Here is an 18201-nt window from a genome sequence, read left to right as displayed (position 1 = left end):
GCGTTCCATACGTTCTCGGTTTGAGGGTCTGTTACTTGAACGAAAAAGAAATCGTCCTGACGCCCGAGGGGCTGACGAAACTGCAAAACGAGCTCGACGAACTCAAGGCCGTACACCGCAAAGAAGTTAACGATCGGATTCGCCAAGCCAAAGAGTACGGCGATCTGAGCGAAAACGCCGAATACGAAGACGCCAAGCAAGAACAGGCATTCATCGAGGGGAGAATCCTCAAACTCGAGGGGATGATTCGCAACGCGCGACTCATCGACGAATCGGAGTACGCCGCCGACGAAGTGCATCTCGGCGCGTCGGTAAGGGTGAAGGACCTCAAGAACAACGAGAGCTACGATTTCACGATCGTCGGATCGGCCGAGGCCGACCCTTCGAGCCAGCGCATCTCGAACGAATCCCCGCTCGGGCGCGCGCTGATGGCGCACAAAAAGGGCGAGACGGTCGACGTCACCACTCCTCGCGGCGTCGTGAAATATAAGATCGAATCGATCGGCAGCACCGCCGCTCCCAAGAAGGCTGCGAAAAAAGCCTCGTAGCGTAACGTCATGGACGAAGAACTAGGCAAAACCGAAGCCTCACTCGTGGCGGCCAGACGCGATCATCTGGCCGCCTTGCGTTCGCGCGGAAGCGACCCGTTTCTGGCAACGCGTTACGAGGTGGAAGCGACCGCGCAAGAGTTGCTCGCGCGTTACGCGTTTCTCGAAGTCGGGCAGAAAGCCGATGCCGAGGGCTGGAATCTGGCCGGGCGCATCATGTCCAAACGCACGATGGGCAAGACGATCTTTGCCGATCTCCACGATCGCACCGGACGCATCCAACTCTACGTGCGCAAGGACGAACTCGGCGAGGAGCCGTTCGCGACGTGGGAAGCGCTGGACCGCGGCGATATCGTCGGCGTGCGCGGCTACATGTTTCGTTCGAAGAAGGGCGACCTCACGCTGCACGTTACGGCGTTTGCGGTGCTGGGCAAAGCCTTGATGCCGCTTCCGGATAAGTGGCACGGCCTCCAGGACGTCGAGAAGCGCTACCGTCAGCGTTACGTCGATCTCATCGTAAATCCCGACGTGCGGGATACGTTCATCTTGCGCAGCCGAATCGTTTCGGAGACCCGCCGTTTCATCGACGAACGCGGTTTTTACGAAGTCGAGACGCCGACGCTGTTGCACGTCGCCGGCGGAGCCTCCGCGCGCCCGTTTCTCACCAGCGTCAACGCACTCTCCGACGAAGAAATGCAGTTGCGCATCGCGACCGAGCTCAATCTCAAACGCCTGATCGTTGGCGGTATGGAACGCGTGTACGAAATCGGGCGCATCTTCCGCAACGAAGGCATCGATACGACACACAATCCCGAATTCACGATGCTGGAGCTGTACGCCGCCTATTGGGACGTTCACGATATGCTCGCGTTCAACGAAGCGTTGATCGCGCATTTGGTCTCGGTGGTGACCGGCGGCAACACGGAATTGAAGAACGGCGATCGCACCCTCTCGTTCGCACGCCCGTTCGCACGCGTTTCCTATCTCGACGGCATCGCGCAGTATAGCGACGGGCGCTTCACGCGCGAACGCCTGCTCGATCCGGACGGTGCCGCGCAGATCTTGGCCGAACTCGGGATGCCGAAATCCCCGACGCACGGCCACGCGCTGGACAAAATTTTCGAACGAGTGCTCGAGCCCAATCTCGTCCAGCCGACCTTCGTCACGGATTACCCGGTCGTGATCTCGCCGCTCGCCAAACGCAAAGCCGACGACCCGCAATTGGTAGATCGATACGAACTGTTCTGCAATCGGATGGAAGTCTCCAACGCGTTTACGGAATTGAACGACCCGGACGATCAGCGCGCGCGCTTCGAGGCCCAGGTTGCGGAACGCGCCAAAGGCGACGACGAAATCCCCGAACCAGATTGGGATTTCGTGCGCGCGCTCGAGTACGGCATGCCGCCGACGGCCGGCATCGGCATCGGCATCGATCGTCTGGTCATGTTGCTCACCGACAATGCGTCGATCCGGGACGTGCTGCTGTTTCCGTTGCAGCGCCAACACGGGTAGCGCGAGGTGGACGGACAGAAGTGCGGGCACGTGCAGTGTACGTGTTACGTCGATCTCGGGCAGACGTATTGCAGCGATCGATGCGCCGAGTACGATAAGCAAGACGCGGATCTTCCGGCCCACGATCGCTGCGGCTGTCGCCACGATACCTGCATGAACGGTTACTAACCGGCGATGAGCACCCCGGCGATATCGGTCTCCGTCTCGTGGGCGATTTCGCAGTATCGCCAGACCCTCACGGCTTTGAGTTCCCGAGCTCAGAGCTTGGGCAAGATCGTACGTCCGAAGGACCCGCCGGAGGCCGTCCGTTACTTTCGGACGATCGGCCTCGGGCGAAATATCGATACCTACGCCTGAAACCTACCAAAAGTAGCTTGTGTTCGAGGGATGGTTACTATCACCAGTATCGATATTGAGGAGCTCATCCATGGATCTAACCAAAGAATTCCCCCGCAGCGTGCACGCCAAATGGCTCGGCATCGTCCAAATCGGCCGGACCGTCGACAAGGGCAAGGCGCTCGCGCACGGCAACATCGGCGATTACCACTACAACTGCCCGATGGATCAGGCAGTCTTCGGGTTTTTAGGAATCGATCACGAAGCGCTCTTGACCGTCATCAAGAATGCCAAGAACGATGCTGCGATCGAGGCCTATCTCGCGCCGTTCATCGCGAAAAAATCGGCGCAAGAGCTCGAGCAATGGAATCATGACTACGTCGCCCACAAGCCCGAAGGGGAGTCGCTCGAATACTTCATCAACCTGCGCAATCAGTTGGCTCCGGATCGCACGGATGTGACGAGCTGGGCCGACCTGCTGGATCTGGACGAGAAGCGCGACGTGCCGCGTCGCACGCCGGTAACGGCTTAAAAGTCGTCCGCGCCACCGTCGAATACGACGGTAGCGCGTTTTTTGGGCTGCAGTTTCAGCCGCACTTGCGGACGGTTGCGGGAGTGCTCGAACGAGCGCTCTCGCAACTTTTTGCTTCCCCGATCAAGATTTCGGCTGCCGGCCGCACCGATACCGGGGTCCACGCCACCGGCCAGGTGATCTCGTTTGTCACCGATCGTAACTTTCCGTTCGACCGGTTGGCGATCGCCCTCAACAGCGCTCTGCCGGCGGACCTGAGCGTGCGCGACGTCGCACTCGAACCGCCGGGGTTCTCGGCGCGCTTCTCCGCGCGCGAGCGCCGCTACGTCTATGCGATTCACAACGCGCCGGACCGCTCGGCGATGTTGGCGCACCGTGCCCAGCACGTGTATGCCGGCCTCGATCTCGAGGCGATGATCGAGGCCGCCCGGGCGCTGCACGGCGAGCACGACTTCCGGTCGTTCTGCGGCACGCTCCCGGACAACGGCGTCACCGTTCGGTGCGTGAAGCACCTGAGCATCGAGCGGCGCGGGGCGCTGATCCGGGTGGAAATCGCGGCGGATAGTTTCGTCCACCGGATGGTGCGTACGATCGTGGGGACGCTCGTGGAGTGCGGGAAGGGGCGTCGCGACCCGGCCAGCTTGCCGGCGATCCTAGCGGCTCGAGATCGCTCCGCCGCGGGGCTCACGGCGCCTGCCCACGGCCTCTATCTAGCCGGGGTCCGTTACCTCGGAGGGTACGATTCGTACCGGGAGCCCCCGATATTTGTCGGCAGCTAGGGTAAATCCCCAAAACTCCGCCTTCGTCCCTTGACGCCAGGGACCGTTTGCCGATAAGATTCGGGGGTTGTCACGGGCTCCGGCCCCTGGCGTACTTCTGGTTTTACCACGGAATAAGGACCTTCGAGATGCGTACTTACCAACAGAAGACTGTCGATACGAAGCACGATTGGTACATCGTCGATGCGGCCGGGCTACGCCTGGGCACGCTCGCGGTACGAATTGCGCGCGCACTCTCGGGCAAGCATAAGCCAACCTGGACGCCCCACATTGACGACGGCGATCACGTGGTCGTGATCAATGCGGAGAAGATCGAACTGGGCGGCAACAAGTGGGACCAGAAGGTGTACTATCGCCATAGCGGATATCCGGGCGGCCTTCGGACCAAGACGGCTCGCGAGATTCACGACAAGCATCCCGAGCGCCTCATCGAAATGGCCGTGCGCGGCATGCTCCCGACCAATCGTATGCGCGACGTGCATCTCAATCGTCTGCGCGTCTTCGTGGGCGAGCAGCACACGCACGAACCGCAAAAGCCGCAACCGCTGTTCTAGGAGTCAGTTTTGAGCGAAGCCATTCAAGCCACCGGTCGTCGTAAGCGTGCCATCGCCCGCGTGGAACTCACGCTCGGGCAGGGCGTCATCACGATCAACAAAAAGTCGATCGACGACTACTTCCCGCGCCCGCAGTTGCAGCAGATCGTCCGCCAGCCGCTCGAAGCGACGCAGACGACCGCGCGCTTCGACGTGAGCGTTAAGGCGCAGGGCGGCGGCGTGACCGGCCAAGCCGGTGCCGTGCGCCACGGCATCGCTCGCGCCTTGCTCGAAATCGACGAAGCGTTCAAAGCGACGCTGCGTAAAGAAGGTTTCCTCACCCGCGATCCGCGCGAAAAAGAATCGAAGAAGTACGGCCGCAAGCGCGCCCGCAAACGCTTCCAGTTCTCAAAACGTTAGGTGGATTCGCCTTCGGCGAATCCTTCGCGGTTGGCCTAAAGGCCAATCCGCCTTCGCGTTCGGGCTTCGCCCGAGCCGCAGACGGTGGCTGAAGAAGTTGGTTGGATGTCGAATGGAGCTGCCCGTATGGGCGGCTCTTTTCGTTTATGGTGGCGAGTGCTCGGTATTGCTGCGGGGGCCTTCGCGCTGCTGTGGCATCCGTCTGCAGCCTGGGTGGAACGCGTCTATGCGAACGGCGGCTATGCCGCGTGGCAGCACGTCGCGCAGGCGATCTCCGGGCCGGTGCCGTGGTCGCTCGGCGACTTCGCAGGCCTGCTCGGCATCGCGCTTGCGTACTGGCGCATCAGCGTCACCATACGGCAGCATCGCAAGCCGCGGTGGCGGCGCGTTGCCGTCGCCCTGGTGGAGATCGTTGCGATCGCCGGCGCGTATGCGCTGTGGTTCGAAGCGGCATGGGGCTGGAACTACGACCGCGCGCCGATGGAATCGCGCCTGGCATTTAACGCCGCTCGCGTCGATACCGGGGCGGTCGATCGTCTGCGCACGCACGCGATTGCGGAGATGAACGCCTTGGCTCCGGCGGCGCATGCGCGAAGCCGCGAGCCGCTCGACATCGCCGATCTGCGGACGGCTTGGTTGCCGTTGGTTCGCCGCGCGGGCGATGGCTGGAACCCGCACGTGAGTTGGCCGAAGCCGACCATCGCCGATCCGTTCATGAACGCGACGGGGACCAGCGGATTCATCAATCCCTTTACGCTCAACGTGCAGGTCGCGTCCGACTTGCTGTGGTTCGAACGGCCGTTCTCGCTCGCGCACGAATGGTCGCACGTTGCCGCATACGCGCGCGAGGACGAGGCGAACTATCTGGCCATACTCACGTGCCTGCGCGCGCAAGACCCGGCGGTGCAATACTCCGGCTGGCTCGAACTCTTTCTCTATCTGCCGCCGCAACCGCACTACGCCAAATCGACGTTCGTCCCGCTGGTATGGAGCGATTTCGCCGCGCTGCGCGCCCGCAACGCGCGACGCATCAACCTCTCGCTCGCGCGCTTGAGCTGGCGCACGTACAACGTGTATCTGAAAAGCAACCACATCGCCGCCGGCGTCGCCAACTACAACGAGGTCACGCGCCTCATCCTCGGCATCCCCCTCGACAACCGCGGTTTGCCCCTGCGGTAACGGCCCGTGCCGGCCGGCCCTAGCTGTGTTACTTGACGGTGACACCATAGCGTGTTACGGTCGGTTTATGGGCGCTACGTTGACAATTCGGCTGGATGACCGCGATCGCAAAATTCTGGAGGCCGAGGCCCGCCGCAGGAGCATCGGGCTGAGCGCATTCATTCGCGACCTCGCTGAGGCTGAGGCCCGCCACTTGGCTCGAGCAGCCATCCGCGCAGAAGGGGAACGCGTGACTGCATACATGGCTGCCCATCCCCAGGCCCGGCAAGAAATCGACGAATACGGAACGCCGGCGAGCGATCTCCCATGAGTCGCCCCGAGGCTGGAGCGATCGTGCTGGTCGACTGGCGTACCGGGGCGGTGCCGCAGGAGCCGAGCAAGGTTCGTCCCGCCATCGTCGTCGAGGGCGAGGACCTCTTCCCCGACGGCTACCCCAACATACTCGTTGTCCCGCTGACGCGGGACGAAGGATTGGCGTATCCGGCCTTTGCCGAGCGAATCGAACCGACGCCCCAGAACGGCGGTGAAGGAACGTCGTGGGCGCTCGGGCATCACGTCACGACGGTTTCGATGCGACGCATTCAAGCGACGTCCTCGTGCATCACGCCGGGGCAGTTGCACAGTCTTCGTCAGCGCGTCTCGCTTGCGCTTGGCCTTTAGCGCGCTAATGTAAGCTCGTTCGCGATTCGTTCACGTCGCGATAACGCCGTGGACGCATCGCCGGGTTAGCATAAGCGCATGATGAATGCGAGCGCTCCCGTCTCCGGCGCTTTGGTTGAAGCGCGCATGCGGCTCCAGGATGCCGAAAACAGCGTCGCACGGGCGAACGCCGGCCATGCGGCGCGCTCCACCGATGCTGCGATGGCGAGCGCGGCGCAAGCCGCCGTGTTCCAAGAAGCGTTGCTTGCGACGATCCATGCTCGCCTGGCGGAACTCAAAGCGGTGGCTAAACCATGAGCGATCTCTTTGCATCGGCGGCTGCCGGAATGGATGCGCAGCGCGCCGCGCTGGATGTCGCTGCGCGCAACGTCGCGGCCGCGGAGGCCGCCGGCCCAAACGGATCGTACGCCCGCATGATTCCGGAATTTACCGTGATCGAACGCGGCGGCACGGCGCTCGCGCACTTCGCGGGTACGCGTGAAGAGCGCGGCCGCAACGTCGATATTCTCACCGAAATGATCTCCGCCATGAATGCTTCGCGCTCGTATGAGGCCGATGCATCCCTATTCGATCTTGCGAAGACCCTCGCGCAGCGAACGATCGACGCAGGCCGTCTATGACCGTCGAGCCCCTCGTCCCCGACATCGCCGTCCCCCTCCAACGGTCGCACGATGCGAAGCCGTCGCTGTTCGCGCGGGCGCTGGACGCGATCGGCGACACCCTGCGATCGGCGGAAGGCGCCGAGGATCGCTTCGCCACGCACACCGGTTCGCTTCAAGATGCGGTGATCGCGCGAGCGCGTGCCGACGTTGCACTGTCGATCGCGACGGCGGCGGCGCAGCGAAGCGCGCAGGCGCTCCAGAGCATCCTCAACATGCAGGTGTAACGTGGCCTACGTTGAGGCACTCCTGGCTTGGTGGAAGTTGTTACCGCGCAGATTGCGGTGGAGCGGCGGCATTGCCGCCGTCACACTATCGTGCGCGGCAATCGTTGCGGGCGTCCTCGCCCACGCTCCGCGCGTCGCGCTGTTCGCAACGCCGCTGCACGCCGAGCAACTGCGCGAGGTCGAAGACCGGCTCGCTTCTTGGAACGTCGCGTTTACGCCGACCGCCGACAACGTGACGATCGCCGCCGGCGCGCGCAGCCGGTTGCTGCTGCAGCTCTCGCTGGCAGGCGTTCCGCACGCGCACCTGTCCTCGTCCAGCGAGACCCTGGCGGCCGTCGGCATGCTGACGCCGCAATCGGTGATCGACGCGCAAGCGCGCGACGGGCTGGCCGGCGATATCGCGCGGAGCCTGCGCGGCATCCGCGGAATCGACGACGCGCGCGTGATCATCGCGCCGGCGCACGCAAGCGAATTCGCCGACCAGAACACCACCCAAGCAACGGCGAGCGTGCGATTGCGGATGCATCCCGGAGCGATGCTCGCTCCCCAGGCCGTAACCGGCATTCGCGCCTTCGTCGCGGCGAGCGTCGCGGGATTAACGCCCGCCCGCGTGACGTTGCTCGACGACCGCGGGATCGCACTCGACGCGAATGCGGAGCAAAGCGATGCGGGAGCGCTGCAGGCGGCACTACAATCTGCGCTGGACGCCGCGTTCGGCGCCGGTACCAGTATCGTTCGCGTGCACACCGAGACCGATCCGCTCTCGATCGAACGGCATCGCGTGCGGCGTTCGGTGATCGCGGGCGCGCCGATCGCTTCAACCGGAACCGAAGAGTCGTACGTGCAGGGCGGTAAGCGCTATCTCAAGCGCGCATCGCAGAGCGATCGTGGGAGCGATACGGAGGAAACCACCTCGCGCGGCGCGCCCGGCCGGTTAGCCCGCACGACGACCGCCGTGTTCGTCGATCGGGCGCGCGCGATCGATCTCGCGAACATTCGCGAGCTTGCTGCTGCGACCGTCGGCTTCGATGCGCGGCGCGGCGATCGTCTCACGGTTCAAGCGGTCGATTTTCAACGCGATCCGGCGCCGGTGCACGACGTCTGGTGGCTACTCTACGGTGCGATCGTACCGTTGCTCCCCGCCTTGGCGTTGGCGTTTGGCGGCGTCGTGGTCGCGCGAATCGCCGCCCGGCCGATGGTGGGCGCTCTTGCCGCCGCCTTCGAGCGCGCCACGATCGCGCGCCGTTCGCAAGCGGTTGCCGGCTATACGCCGGCCGGCGTGCGCGGCGCGCTCGCGAACGAGCCGCCGCACGCCGCGGCCGCGATTATCAGCGCGCTGCCGGCGGCAACGGCCGCCGCCGTGCTCGAACTCTACCCGCAACACGAGCGCGATGCGATCGTGCGACGCATGCAGCGCCCGCATTCGCCGCTGTTCCCGGACGCGCAGGAAGTGCTCTCGCGCCATGCCTGACGCATTCGTTCCATTGGCAGCCTACCTGTTTCCCGATCCGCCACCCTGTGATAGCCCGCCGGAAGCTGCTCCGCCGGAAACCGTGGAATGCAGCAGCGCGCCGGTCGATGCCGCCGCCGCTGCCGTATTCGGCGCGTTCGTCGCGCAGATAAAGCGGATGCGGGCCGCGCTCGAGGATGCGTGCGCGGCGAGGATCGAAACGTTCATGCGCGACCTCGGCGCCACTATTCTCGGGCGCGAATTGCGTCTGGCTCCGGTCGATATCGCCGCGATCGTCGATGACGCGCTTGCCGAACTGCGCCGCGACCTCCCGCTCGGCATCCGCGTGCACCCCGACGACCTCCACGCCCTGCATACGATGCAGCTCCCAGTCATTCCCGACGCGAAGTTGCGGCGCGGCGACGTGGCGATCGACGTTCGTCACGGCAGCATCGACGTTTCGCTCGGAGCTCGCTTCGAGGCGCTCCTCGACGCTTGCGGGCGCACGTGATCGCGCGCGGTACGGTCGTGCGCGCGCGCGGGCAATTCGTCGAACTTGCGATGCCCCGCGCCGCGCTCGGAGCCACCGTCACGATCGCGACGTTGCCCGATCCGACGATGGCGACGATCTATGCACTCGACGCCGAGGGAACCGCAAGCGCGGCGTTGCACGGCGATTGCGCGGGTTTGCGCGCAGGCACGGGCGCGTACCTTAGCCGCGCCGCGTTACTAGCGCCGCTCGGGACGTGCGCGCTCGGTCGCGCCGTCGACGCGCGCCTGCGCCCCTTGGACGCCAAGGCCCGGCTCGACGGGCCCTTGGTCGCGCTCGATGCGCGGCCTCCGCTTCCCGACGAACGCGCCACGGTTACGCAACCGCTCTGGACGGGCATTCGTCCGATCGATGCGCTGCTGACGATCGGCCGCGGCGCCCGCGTCGGCATCTTCGGTGCGCCCGGGATCGGCAAGAGCACGTTGCTGGAAACCATTGCGCGCGGCGTCTCGTGCGATGCGGTCGTCGTCGCGTTGATCGGCGAACGCGGACGCGAGGCGCAGCAGTGGCTTCAACGCATCGACGCGCGTACCACGATCGTGTGCGCTACGGGCGATCGCCCGCCCGCGGAGCGAATGCGCGCGGCGGATGTGGCGGTGGCGCAAGCCGGCGCCTTGCGCGCGCGCGGGCTCGACGTGTTGGTGCTCATGGATAGCCTCGCGCGCTATGCGGGCGCGGCTCGCGAGCTCGCCGTCGCGTCCGGCGAAAGCGTTGGGCGAGCCGGCTTTCCTCCGAGCGTGATCGGGCGTTTGGCGCTGTTGCTGGAGCGATTTGGGCCGGCCTACGGCGGTTCGACGACGCTCCTGGCCACGGTGCTCAACGACGGCGACGACCGCGACCCGATCAGCGAAGCGGCCCGCTCGCTGCTGGACGGGCACATTGCGCTCAGCGGCGAGCTTGCCGCCGCCGGCCGCTACCCGGCCATCGACGTGCTGCAAAGCGTGAGCCGAACGATGCACCATGCCGCCGCGCCGTCGCATCGTCATGCGGCTACCGCCGTCCGCGCAGCGCTCGAATCGCTCGAGCGCACGCGCGAGGCCCGCTCCTTGGGCATTCCCTGTCACGCCGAGGGCTTAAGCCACGCTTTGCAGGCAGAGCCCGCGCTGCGGCGGTTCCTGCAGCAAGGAAGCGAGCCGTCGCCGGCGGCCGCAACACTAGCGGCACTCGGGCAGATTGCCGATACTCTGGGAGAAGCCCATGGATATCTCGACTGATTTAGCCGCGGTCGCCGCGCGCATCGCCCAAATTACCGGTACGCCCCCGCCCATGCCGATGGCCGACGGTACCGGTATCGACGGCTTGCCGTTACTCAATCCGAACAGCCCGTCGTTCGCGGCGATGGTGCAGGCTGCCATCGACGGCCAGGGCAACGCCCCGCTCGATCCGGCCAACTCGGCCTTCAGCGCCGACGCGGCTTCGAACGCCCCGGCAATGGTCCCGCCTGCGCAGATCGATCAACTGGTGAGCGCCAACGCGACGACGTTCGGCGTCGACCCGAATTTGGTCAAAGCGATCATCGCCAACGAGTCCGGCTTCAACGCGAACGCCACGTCGAAGGTCGGCGCGCAGGGTTTGATGCAGCTCATGCCCGGCACCGCCGCGGGCCTCGGCGTCAGCAACGCATACGATCCCGCGCAGAACGTCTGGGGCGGAACCAAATACATCAAAGGCTTGATGGATCGCTTCGGCGGCGACGTGCGCAAGGCCGTCGCAGCGTACAACGCCGGCCCCGGCGCGGTGGAGAAGTACGGCGGCGTCCCACCCTATGCCGAAACGCAGAATTACGTTCAGAACGTGCTCGCCAGCTACGCGAAGTACAGCGCCCACCGCTAGTCCGAGCGCTCTCGTGCGAGTACTGCTCTGCGCCCTCGCCGTTTGTTTGATGGGTGCGCAAGCTTCCGTCCCTTCCAGCCCACCACCGACCATTCACCTTGAGAGCGCGTTGCGCGCCTATCTCGCGACGATCGCGAACCTGCACGTACGCGACGTTCGCCGTTATGAAGAGCGTGGCACGATCGTCGGGCTCGGCAGCACCGGCACGTTCCACAACGTTCGCGACGGCGATCGCGAGCGCAGCGACGAGCAGATCGGCATTCAAACCGAAACGGAATTACGCGACGGCGACCGTATCTACGAACAGAATCCTAACGGCGACGTACGGCTGCTAGCGGGCATTTCGCTACGGCGCAGCATCACCGAACACGACATATCGTCGGGCGACTTCGCGCGCAACCCGTCGTACGACACGATGTTGGGGCTAGGCCGGCTTGCCGACGGCCGCCTCGTGTGGATCATCCGCGTCGCGCCGCCCGGCGGCGAGACGTATCACGTCGGCTTAGATGCGCGCACCTTTCTGGTCGACGAGATTGCCTACGTGAACGACGATACGATTCACACGGTCGACAGCAGCGACTATCACGTCGTCCACGGCTTGCTCGTACCGTACACGCAAGTTGAATCGGATGGCGATCCGTCGCTCGATATCACCAGCCGCATCACGAGCGTCGTCATCGATCCTACGATTGCCCAAGACGCGTTCGCCCCGCTGGTTTCGACGACGGTCGATGCGTCGCAGCCCGTAAGCGTGCCGCTTCGATCCTATGCGGGCCTGCTCTTCGTTGCGGTGCGGATCCACGGCATCACCGCGAACTTTTTGCTCGACTCCGGCTCGCAGGGTATCGTCATCTCACCCACGCTCGCCCGGCGATTGAACCTTGTGCCGCAAGGGCGCTTGCAGGTGAGCGGTATCGCGCGCACGGCGGCTAACGGTATCGTTGCGCTCGGCGCGCTGCATATCGGATCGGTGCGGGTGCCGGTGCACGTGGCATCGGTTGTGGATCTCAGCACGGTGATCAACCAAGGGTTCCCGGTCGACGGCGTTCTCGGCTACCCGCTCTTTGCCGAGGCCGAGGTGCGCATCGATCCGGACTTGCACGAACTCACGATTGCAAAGCCGGGCATGCTCCCGGTGCGGGGTAGCCCCGTCACCATCGATACCGACCGCGAACTGCCGGAAATGCTCGCAACGCTCAACGGCGTGCAAGGGCGCTTCTACGTCGATACCGGCGACACGGCGGAGTTGCTGGTGTTCCAGCATTTTCTCGACCGGCATCCGGGCTTGGTGAGCACCGTCGGCAAAGCGCAAGTGCTAGAGCGCGGCATCGGTGGCTGGAACTACGCTACCAAGGTGATCGTCGACCAACTCTACTTTGGGCCGTTCCGCATGTTCCACCGTTTCGCAAGCGTCGTTCTCGCCAAACACGGAGCGTTTGCGGATCAAAACGATGCCGGCAATATCGGCTACGCCACACTGCGCAACTTCGTCATGACCTTCGACTTAGCCAATCGCGTGCTCTACCTCGATCGCGCGCGCGATTTCGACGACGGACGCTATCGGCCGCTGAACCAGCCCTAGCCAACGCCGAGCACCCACCCTTGTTGCGGGGACGCCAAGAAATTTCATCCATGAAATTTCTTAGCTCGAGCATTTTTTTGACAAAACGAAGTTTGGAAATGGCCCTCCAGGCCAGGTCAAAAAAACTGCACGCCCCGCAACATGGGTGGGTGCTCGGCGTTGGCTAGGGCTCAGCCTGCACAAATCGTTCACGCGTACGTCACGAGATCGTCATGGCTGAAGCGCATGGTTATCGACATGATGACCGAGCAACTGGGGATCAGCATCTTGTGCGCGCCGGTAGCCGCGATGGATCGTCGCGCGCTTTCGCAAGCATGGTATTCGGCATTGCATCTCGCCGATTGCGCGTCCCGCGCAACGCGCGCGCCCTCGCAAAAGCAGGCGGTGGCCGGCGGGCTGCATCGCGAGCAGCCCGTGCATCGCATCGGCGCGGAGCATCCGAGGGCGTCGGATACGGTGCGAGCGATTCCAAACGTCGAGCGCTCCGGCCGCCTTCTCACCGATCCCGTCGAGCGGCGCGCGTCGCGCTCGAGCCTTGCGCGCCGTATCGAGCGCACGTTTCTCCGCCCGGCCTCGGATGTCAAACGCGCGACGTTTCGCATCGACGGTACGCAAGCGCGCGTGCATGTGGCATTGCAGACATCCGGCAATCGCGTTCGGCTGGTGGCGGTGTGCCGCCGAGATTTACAAGAACGGGTTCGCGCCGCACTGACGCAAGCGCGTTTCGCGCTTGCCGCGCGAGGAATCGTCCTCGATGTCGAAACGGAGGGCGCGGCATGCTCGTGAATCCTGCCACCATCGCCGCGTTAGAGCGCATCAGCGCGCGTGCGGCCGACGTGCGGATGGCGTTTACACCGGGCGCGATCCCGGGGCACGACGATGTCGCAACCGCGCACGCTGGCGCGCGCGCGGTGCAAGACCCCCTCAGTGTCGCGGCACCGGAGCAAACGTACTTCATGGCTCGCGACGAGCGAGGGCGTGCGGTGTACACGCGCGACGGTGCGATGACGATTGACGCAGGGGTGTTGCGCGGGAGCGACGGACGGCCGGTGCTGGGATATGTCGATGGCGGCGGCGCGCTCGCACCGCTGGCGATCGATTCCGTGGACGCAGCCCTCGGGCGAGCGACCGGCGTGCGGATCGAACGCGACGGCAGCGTGGTCTACTCGCGTAGCGTTATCGACCCGCGCAGCGGTGCGCGGGAACTGCAACGGGTGCTTGTCGGACGCATCGCTCTCGCGCGTTTTGCGGCGGGGACGCGGCTACAGGCGATCGATGCAAGCCACTTCGCCGCTCCGGCGGAGAGTATTCCGCACGTCGGGCAGCCGGGCGACGCGGCGTTTGGAGCGCTCGAACCGCACCGTCGAGAGCGTAGCCGGGTCGATATCGACCGCGCGCTCGCGCGGCTCAAAGATGCGTATTTGGCGTTCGACGCGCTCTCGGCGGGGCAGACGGCGCAATGGGGCCTGGGCAAAACGGCGATGGATTTGGTGAAATGAGGGCGCTCGCTTTCGAAGACTCGGGAGCGACGGATGGTTCGGGGCGGCGAATCCGCAACGCGCGATTCGTCGATCGTTCGCTGCTGCCGATCGGCGCGGCTTGTATGGTTGCGAGCAGCGTGCGGGAAGCCTTGAGCACCCTGTTCGGCGCGGAGGTGCGCGTACGCGTCTCGGAGCCCGTGCTGCCAAGCCCGCAAGCTTGGCGAACGATTGCCGGCGATGCTACCGTTTACCGCATTCCCGGGCGCATGGCGGATACGGCGATGCTGCTGCGTTCGGGCGATGCGCTGGCGCTCGTCGGGTCGGCCTTCGGCGAGTCGCCGGCGCAGCCGCGCCCGCTTTCGGCCATCGAGCGAACCGTGCTCGCGCGAACGATGGATGCCCTGGCGGTGCACGTGTCCGCCCTTTCCGGCAGCGGCGAAGGCGCAGCCGGCTTCGAGCCGGCGGCGGAATTGGGGAGCTATTCCACCTATTTCGAACTGCTCGTAGAGGGAGCGAGCGCCTTTCGCATCGCGATCGCACTCTCGCGCGAGCCGCAACCGGTACCGGGAATGCGGCTGGCGATCGCCGACCTTGAGGAGGTGGAGGTCGAGGTCGCGGTCGAGGTGCCTCTGGCTCCCATCGATGCCGAAACGCTCCTGGGGTTAGAGCCCGGCGCATTTTTGCCGATGATGAACACAATGGCGCCCTTCGATGCTCGGGCCGGCATTGCCGGATGGACCCTTGCATTTGGCGAAGGTGGCGTGAGCGGTGGTTGCTATGCGTTCGTGCTCGACGGACGGGAGCCATTACCGGCGGGGAGCGGGGAGTAACATGACGATCGATCAAAAGAAATTCGCGCGAGATCGCGCCAATCTCGACGTGCTGATGCACGTTCCGCTTTCGGTAACCGCAGAGCTCGGCAAGTGTAAGATGTCGGTCAACGAAGTGCTCAAGCTCGGCACGGGCTCCATCATCGAGCTCGATCGGCTCGCCGGCGGACCGGTCGATTTGTTGGTCAACAACAAACTCGTCGCCCGCGGAGAAGTCGTCGCCGTCGACGAGAACTTCGGGGTTCGCGTCACCGAACTGATCTCGCGACCCTCGCCTCCATAGCGTCTAACGCCCGTAACAACACGTTCACACGAGGGTAACGCAGGCGCGTTACCCTCGCTGCATGGACGCACTCTTGCACGTGGCATCCAGCCGCGGAACGCTCCCGCTCGACGTCTTAGCCGGGCTGACGTTGCTCGCAGTCTTACCGTTTCTTCTCGTCATGTGCACATCGTTCGTTCGGATCGTCGTCGTGCTCTCGCTCGTGCGCTCGGCGATCGGCGCCTCCGCCCTACCGCCCAACGCCGTGATCACGGGGTTGGCATTGGTGCTCACGCTCGTGGTGATGACCCCGACGCTCCAACGCATCGGGCACGACGCCGTTGACCCCTACTCGCGTGGAGCGCTTTCGCAATCGCAGGCGTTCGAGCGGTCCGTCATTCCGTTGCGAGCGTTCATGCTGCGGCAAACGCACGTGGCCGATATCGCGCTCTTCGACCGCATCGCGCATCGCGCCGGTACGCTTCCACGCAGCGCTCCGCTGGTGGTACTCATACCGGCGTTCGTGGTCGGCGAACTGCGTAGTGCCTTCGCGATCGGTTTCGCGCTCTATCTGCCGTTCGTCGCGATCGATCTCGCGGTCGCGGCGATGCTGATGGGCCTCGGAATGATGATGTTATCGCCGCCGGTCGTGTCGTTGCCGGTCAAGCTGCTGCTTTTCGTGATGGTCGACGGCTGGGCGCTGGTGTGCGGCGGCGTCGCTGCGAGCTTCCGGTGATCGCGCTTTGCGCGGTTGACTTATACGCTACAAGCGTAGTAGTCTATCCGTGAGTGGTTCTTTTGAGTCCGTCGAGTGGGATGCTGCTAAGAGCGAGAAAAACAGGTTACTGCGGGGCTTCGGCTTTGCTTATGCAGCGCGTGTGTTTCTGGAAGAGTACGTCGAAGAAGAGTCCCGCGGTAACTTTGGCGAGCGGCGGTTCGTGGTTACGGGTGCTGTCGATGACCTCGTCTTGACGCTCGTATGGACGCCGCGCGGTACGGCGCGGCGCATCATTTCCGCTCGACGTGCATCACGAAGCGAGAGGCGAATGTATTATGCCTATTATCCGTAAGAAGCTTTCGCAATTGGGGCGCGGCGATCGCGACTATTCGTTTCCGAAGCCGACCGAAGCACAGATTCAGAACTGGAAGAGAGAAGATGGCGATGCGGATTTCGAGTTTACCGATAACGCTCGCTTCGTCTGCAATGTAAACGTGCGTGCCCTTCGCGAGCGGCTTGGCCTTACGCAAGAAGAATTTGCGCGACGCTATCGCTTCCCGCTGCGTAGCGTGCAGGAGTGGGAGCAAGGACGTAAGCGCCCGGCCCCCGGCACGATGACGCTGCTGCTCGCGATTTCGCGCAAGCCGAAAGCGCTTGCCGATGCCCTGACCTAAGCCGCAACGTGCCGTCAAGATCGCTAAAGCCTATCGAGACACCGCGCCTTCGACTGCGTGGGTGGCTTCCCGAAGATGTCGAGCCGTGGGCGCGGATGAACGCCGACCCGCGTGTAATGGAATTTTTCGTCGGTACGACGCCGAGGGAGCGTTCGCTCGAACAAGCTAGGCTTCTGCGTGACGGCCTTCAGCGCGACGGTTATGGCTGGTTCGTTCTTGAACTACGCGACGAACCCGGATTCGCGGGCGTGATTGCCGTGGCGGATATCGGTTGGGATGCGCCATTCGAACCGCGGCGTGAAGTCGGATGGCGATTGCCCGTCGACCGTTGGGGCAATGGTTATGCGACCGAGGGGGCATCCGCGGCGCTGCGATATGCCTTCAACGAACTGGGCTGGCAGGAGGTGGTTGCGATGACTGCTACGAGCAACGAACGTTCGCAAAAAGTGATGCGGCGTTTAGGAATGACGCGTAATCCTGCGGACGACTTTGACCATCCGCGCATTCCGGCTGGGCACCCGATCCGTCGCCACGTCCTCTATCGATTGCGCTCGACGTATGTTCACGCCCTCCCAAGGTAGTTATCGAATTCACCTCATAGGCTGCAGGGTGACAGGCATTCCGGTATAAGAGGCTTGCCGATATGCGGCTCTATCAACGAACTGGAGAGGAACGTTGGCTCGAACGCGCCCGCGCGTTTGCTATGCACGCCATCGCGCAAGCGGATCGCGAGCGCAAAGAATTCGGCGTCCCATGGCATTCGCTCTGGACGGGTGATTTGGGTATCGCGGTTTACGCTGATGCGTGTATACGTGCAACGCCCGATATCCCATCACTCGATGGTTGGCCCGCTAATTCGCCAACGACCAGCGACCTTTAGCTGTTGATCGACAAGTCGGTCATGGACCGGTTGTGTAAGTTCATCTCGTGGTCCGGGGATAGGGGCGCTGGTCTGCGGAGAGGTTGCGGCGAGCTCTCGGTGGACCTCCGAGCACAGGCGCTTGCGGCCGTAGTAGATAATCCTAGCGCGCACCATGCGTATCAGCGAAGCGCTTGCGAACACGCGGCCGTTCTTTTCGTTCGAGTTCTTTCCGCCCAAGGATGAGGCCGGTTCGCGCCAGCTATTCGCGGCAATCGAGCAGCTCTTGCCGCTGCGTCCCGCATTCGTCTCGATTACCTATGGGGCGGGCGGATCCTCGCGCGCGCGTACGGTCGCCTTGGCCAAGCAGATCCAGCAAGAGATCGGCCTGACGGTGATGGCGCACGTCACCTGCGTGGGTTCGACGCGGGCCGAATTGCGAGCGCTCTTCGACGATCTGGCCCGAGCCGGCGTGCAGAACGTGCTCGCGTTGCGCGGCGATCCGCCCAAGGGCGCAAGCGATTTCCAGGCCCCGGCCGGTGGCTTCGCCTATGCGAGCGAGCTAATTGCGATGCTC

Annotated in this window: 27 protein-coding genes; all 27 read left to right on the top strand. The window is 64.1% G+C overall.

Translation table 11 applies throughout. The features are described 5' to 3' along the window. Window positions 1–35: 35 nt before the first annotated feature. Entirely contained in the window at window positions 36–548 is a 513-nt protein-coding gene (gene greA / locus VMW12_01270) for a transcription elongation factor GreA (protein ID HUZ48349.1), read from the top strand. A 9-nt stretch (window positions 549–557) separates the two neighbouring features. Continuing rightward, window positions 558–2060: a lysine--tRNA ligase gene (gene lysS / locus VMW12_01265; protein HUZ48348.1), complete on the top strand. Its 1503-nt coding sequence runs from the start codon at window positions 558–560 to the stop codon at window positions 2058–2060. Window positions 2061–2066: 6 nt separating this feature from the next. Then, window positions 2067–2228, top strand: a complete 162-nt coding sequence (locus tag VMW12_01260) for a hypothetical protein (GenBank protein HUZ48347.1) — start codon at window positions 2067–2069, stop codon at window positions 2226–2228. A gap of 6 nt (window positions 2229–2234) precedes the next feature. Continuing rightward, window positions 2235–2417, top strand: a complete 183-nt coding sequence (locus VMW12_01255) for a hypothetical protein (GenBank protein HUZ48346.1) — start codon at window positions 2235–2237, stop codon at window positions 2415–2417. Window positions 2418–2487: 70 nt separating this feature from the next. Next, window positions 2488–2928, top strand: a complete 441-nt coding sequence (locus VMW12_01250; protein HUZ48345.1) for a DUF5069 domain-containing protein — start codon at window positions 2488–2490, stop codon at window positions 2926–2928. Then, window positions 2862–3707 carry a tRNA pseudouridine(38-40) synthase TruA gene (gene truA, locus VMW12_01245; protein HUZ48344.1) on the top strand — a complete coding sequence of 282 codons (846 nt, stop codon included), beginning with the start codon at window positions 2862–2864 and terminating at the stop codon, window positions 3705–3707. Before VMW12_01250 ends, truA begins: the two co-directional genes overlap by 67 nt. Before the next feature lie 128 nt (window positions 3708–3835). Next, entirely contained in the window at window positions 3836–4261 is a 426-nt protein-coding gene (gene rplM, locus VMW12_01240; GenBank protein HUZ48343.1) for a 50S ribosomal protein L13, read from the top strand. A gap of 9 nt (window positions 4262–4270) precedes the next feature. Beyond that, window positions 4271–4660, top strand: a complete 390-nt coding sequence (gene rpsI, locus VMW12_01235; protein HUZ48342.1) for a 30S ribosomal protein S9 — start codon at window positions 4271–4273, stop codon at window positions 4658–4660. A 156-nt stretch (window positions 4661–4816) separates the two neighbouring features. Next, the gene (locus VMW12_01230; GenBank protein HUZ48341.1) at window positions 4817–5839 is read left to right on the top strand and encodes a DUF3810 family protein; all 1023 of its coding nucleotides are present in this window, start codon (window positions 4817–4819) and stop codon (window positions 5837–5839) included. Window positions 5840–6145: 306 nt separating this feature from the next. Next, window positions 6146–6499 carry a type II toxin-antitoxin system PemK/MazF family toxin gene (locus VMW12_01225; protein HUZ48340.1) on the top strand — a complete coding sequence of 118 codons (354 nt, stop codon included), beginning with the start codon at window positions 6146–6148 and terminating at the stop codon, window positions 6497–6499. Between the two features lie 78 nt (window positions 6500–6577). Then, entirely contained in the window at window positions 6578–6796 is a 219-nt protein-coding gene (locus VMW12_01220; protein ID HUZ48339.1) for a hypothetical protein, read from the top strand. After that, the gene (locus VMW12_01215) at window positions 6793–7119 is read left to right on the top strand and encodes a flagellar basal body rod C-terminal domain-containing protein (GenBank protein HUZ48338.1); all 327 of its coding nucleotides are present in this window, start codon (window positions 6793–6795) and stop codon (window positions 7117–7119) included. Before VMW12_01220 ends, VMW12_01215 begins: the two co-directional genes overlap by 4 nt. Further along, window positions 7116–7385, top strand: a complete 270-nt coding sequence (locus VMW12_01210; GenBank protein ID HUZ48337.1) for a flagellar hook-basal body complex protein FliE — start codon at window positions 7116–7118, stop codon at window positions 7383–7385. The genes VMW12_01215 and VMW12_01210 overlap by 4 nt, the downstream gene beginning before the upstream one ends. Before the next feature lies 1 nt (window position 7386). Continuing rightward, a complete protein-coding gene (locus tag VMW12_01205) occupies window positions 7387–8856 on the top strand; it encodes a flagellar M-ring protein FliF C-terminal domain-containing protein (protein HUZ48336.1) in 1470 nt (489 codons plus the stop codon). Next, the gene (locus tag VMW12_01200; protein ID HUZ48335.1) at window positions 8849–9346 is read left to right on the top strand and encodes a FliH/SctL family protein; all 498 of its coding nucleotides are present in this window, start codon (window positions 8849–8851) and stop codon (window positions 9344–9346) included. Before VMW12_01205 ends, VMW12_01200 begins: the two co-directional genes overlap by 8 nt. Beyond that, window positions 9331–10599, top strand: coding sequence for an EscN/YscN/HrcN family type III secretion system ATPase (locus VMW12_01195; protein HUZ48334.1), 1269 nt, complete (start codon window positions 9331–9333; stop codon window positions 10597–10599). The genes VMW12_01200 and VMW12_01195 overlap by 16 nt, the downstream gene beginning before the upstream one ends. Continuing rightward, entirely contained in the window at window positions 10583–11218 is a 636-nt protein-coding gene (locus VMW12_01190) for a lytic transglycosylase domain-containing protein (protein ID HUZ48333.1), read from the top strand. The genes VMW12_01195 and VMW12_01190 overlap by 17 nt, the downstream gene beginning before the upstream one ends. A 13-nt stretch (window positions 11219–11231) precedes the next feature. Beyond that, a complete protein-coding gene (locus VMW12_01185; GenBank protein HUZ48332.1) occupies window positions 11232–12800 on the top strand; it encodes a retropepsin-like aspartic protease in 1569 nt (522 codons plus the stop codon). A gap of 225 nt (window positions 12801–13025) precedes the next feature. Beyond that, window positions 13026–13586 carry a hypothetical protein gene (locus VMW12_01180; protein ID HUZ48331.1) on the top strand — a complete coding sequence of 187 codons (561 nt, stop codon included), beginning with the start codon at window positions 13026–13028 and terminating at the stop codon, window positions 13584–13586. After that, entirely contained in the window at window positions 13583–14299 is a 717-nt protein-coding gene (locus tag VMW12_01175; protein HUZ48330.1) for a hypothetical protein, read from the top strand. Before VMW12_01180 ends, VMW12_01175 begins: the two co-directional genes overlap by 4 nt. Then, on the top strand, window positions 14296–15111 hold the full coding sequence (locus tag VMW12_01170) for a hypothetical protein (protein HUZ48329.1): 816 nt from the start codon (window positions 14296–14298) through the stop codon (window positions 15109–15111). Before VMW12_01175 ends, VMW12_01170 begins: the two co-directional genes overlap by 4 nt. A gap of 1 nt (window position 15112) precedes the next feature. After that, window positions 15113–15394: a flagellar motor switch protein FliN gene (gene fliN / locus VMW12_01165; protein HUZ48328.1), complete on the top strand. Its 282-nt coding sequence runs from the start codon at window positions 15113–15115 to the stop codon at window positions 15392–15394. 61 nt (window positions 15395–15455) lie between these two features. Next, complete coding sequence (gene fliP, locus VMW12_01160; protein HUZ48327.1) at window positions 15456–16109, top strand: flagellar type III secretion system pore protein FliP; 654 nt, start codon at window positions 15456–15458, stop codon at window positions 16107–16109. A gap of 49 nt (window positions 16110–16158) precedes the next feature. Then, window positions 16159–16443 carry a BrnT family toxin gene (locus tag VMW12_01155; protein ID HUZ48326.1) on the top strand — a complete coding sequence of 95 codons (285 nt, stop codon included), beginning with the start codon at window positions 16159–16161 and terminating at the stop codon, window positions 16441–16443. Further along, the gene (locus VMW12_01150; protein ID HUZ48325.1) at window positions 16427–16765 is read left to right on the top strand and encodes a helix-turn-helix domain-containing protein; all 339 of its coding nucleotides are present in this window, start codon (window positions 16427–16429) and stop codon (window positions 16763–16765) included. The genes VMW12_01155 and VMW12_01150 overlap by 17 nt, the downstream gene beginning before the upstream one ends. A gap of 8 nt (window positions 16766–16773) precedes the next feature. After that, complete coding sequence (locus VMW12_01145; GenBank protein ID HUZ48324.1) at window positions 16774–17346, top strand: GNAT family N-acetyltransferase; 573 nt, start codon at window positions 16774–16776, stop codon at window positions 17344–17346. Between the two features lie 453 nt (window positions 17347–17799). Next, window positions 17800–18201: methylenetetrahydrofolate reductase (locus tag VMW12_01140; protein ID HUZ48323.1), on the top strand; the 402-nt coding region annotated here is incomplete at its 3' end.

It is taken from the genome of Candidatus Dormiibacterota bacterium, from assembly GCA_035532835.1.
Lineage (GTDB): Bacteria > Vulcanimicrobiota > Vulcanimicrobiia > Vulcanimicrobiales > Vulcanimicrobiaceae > DAHUXY01.
The sequence above is the reverse complement of the archived record's forward strand: the minus strand, read 5'-3'. Positions and strand labels throughout refer to the sequence as shown.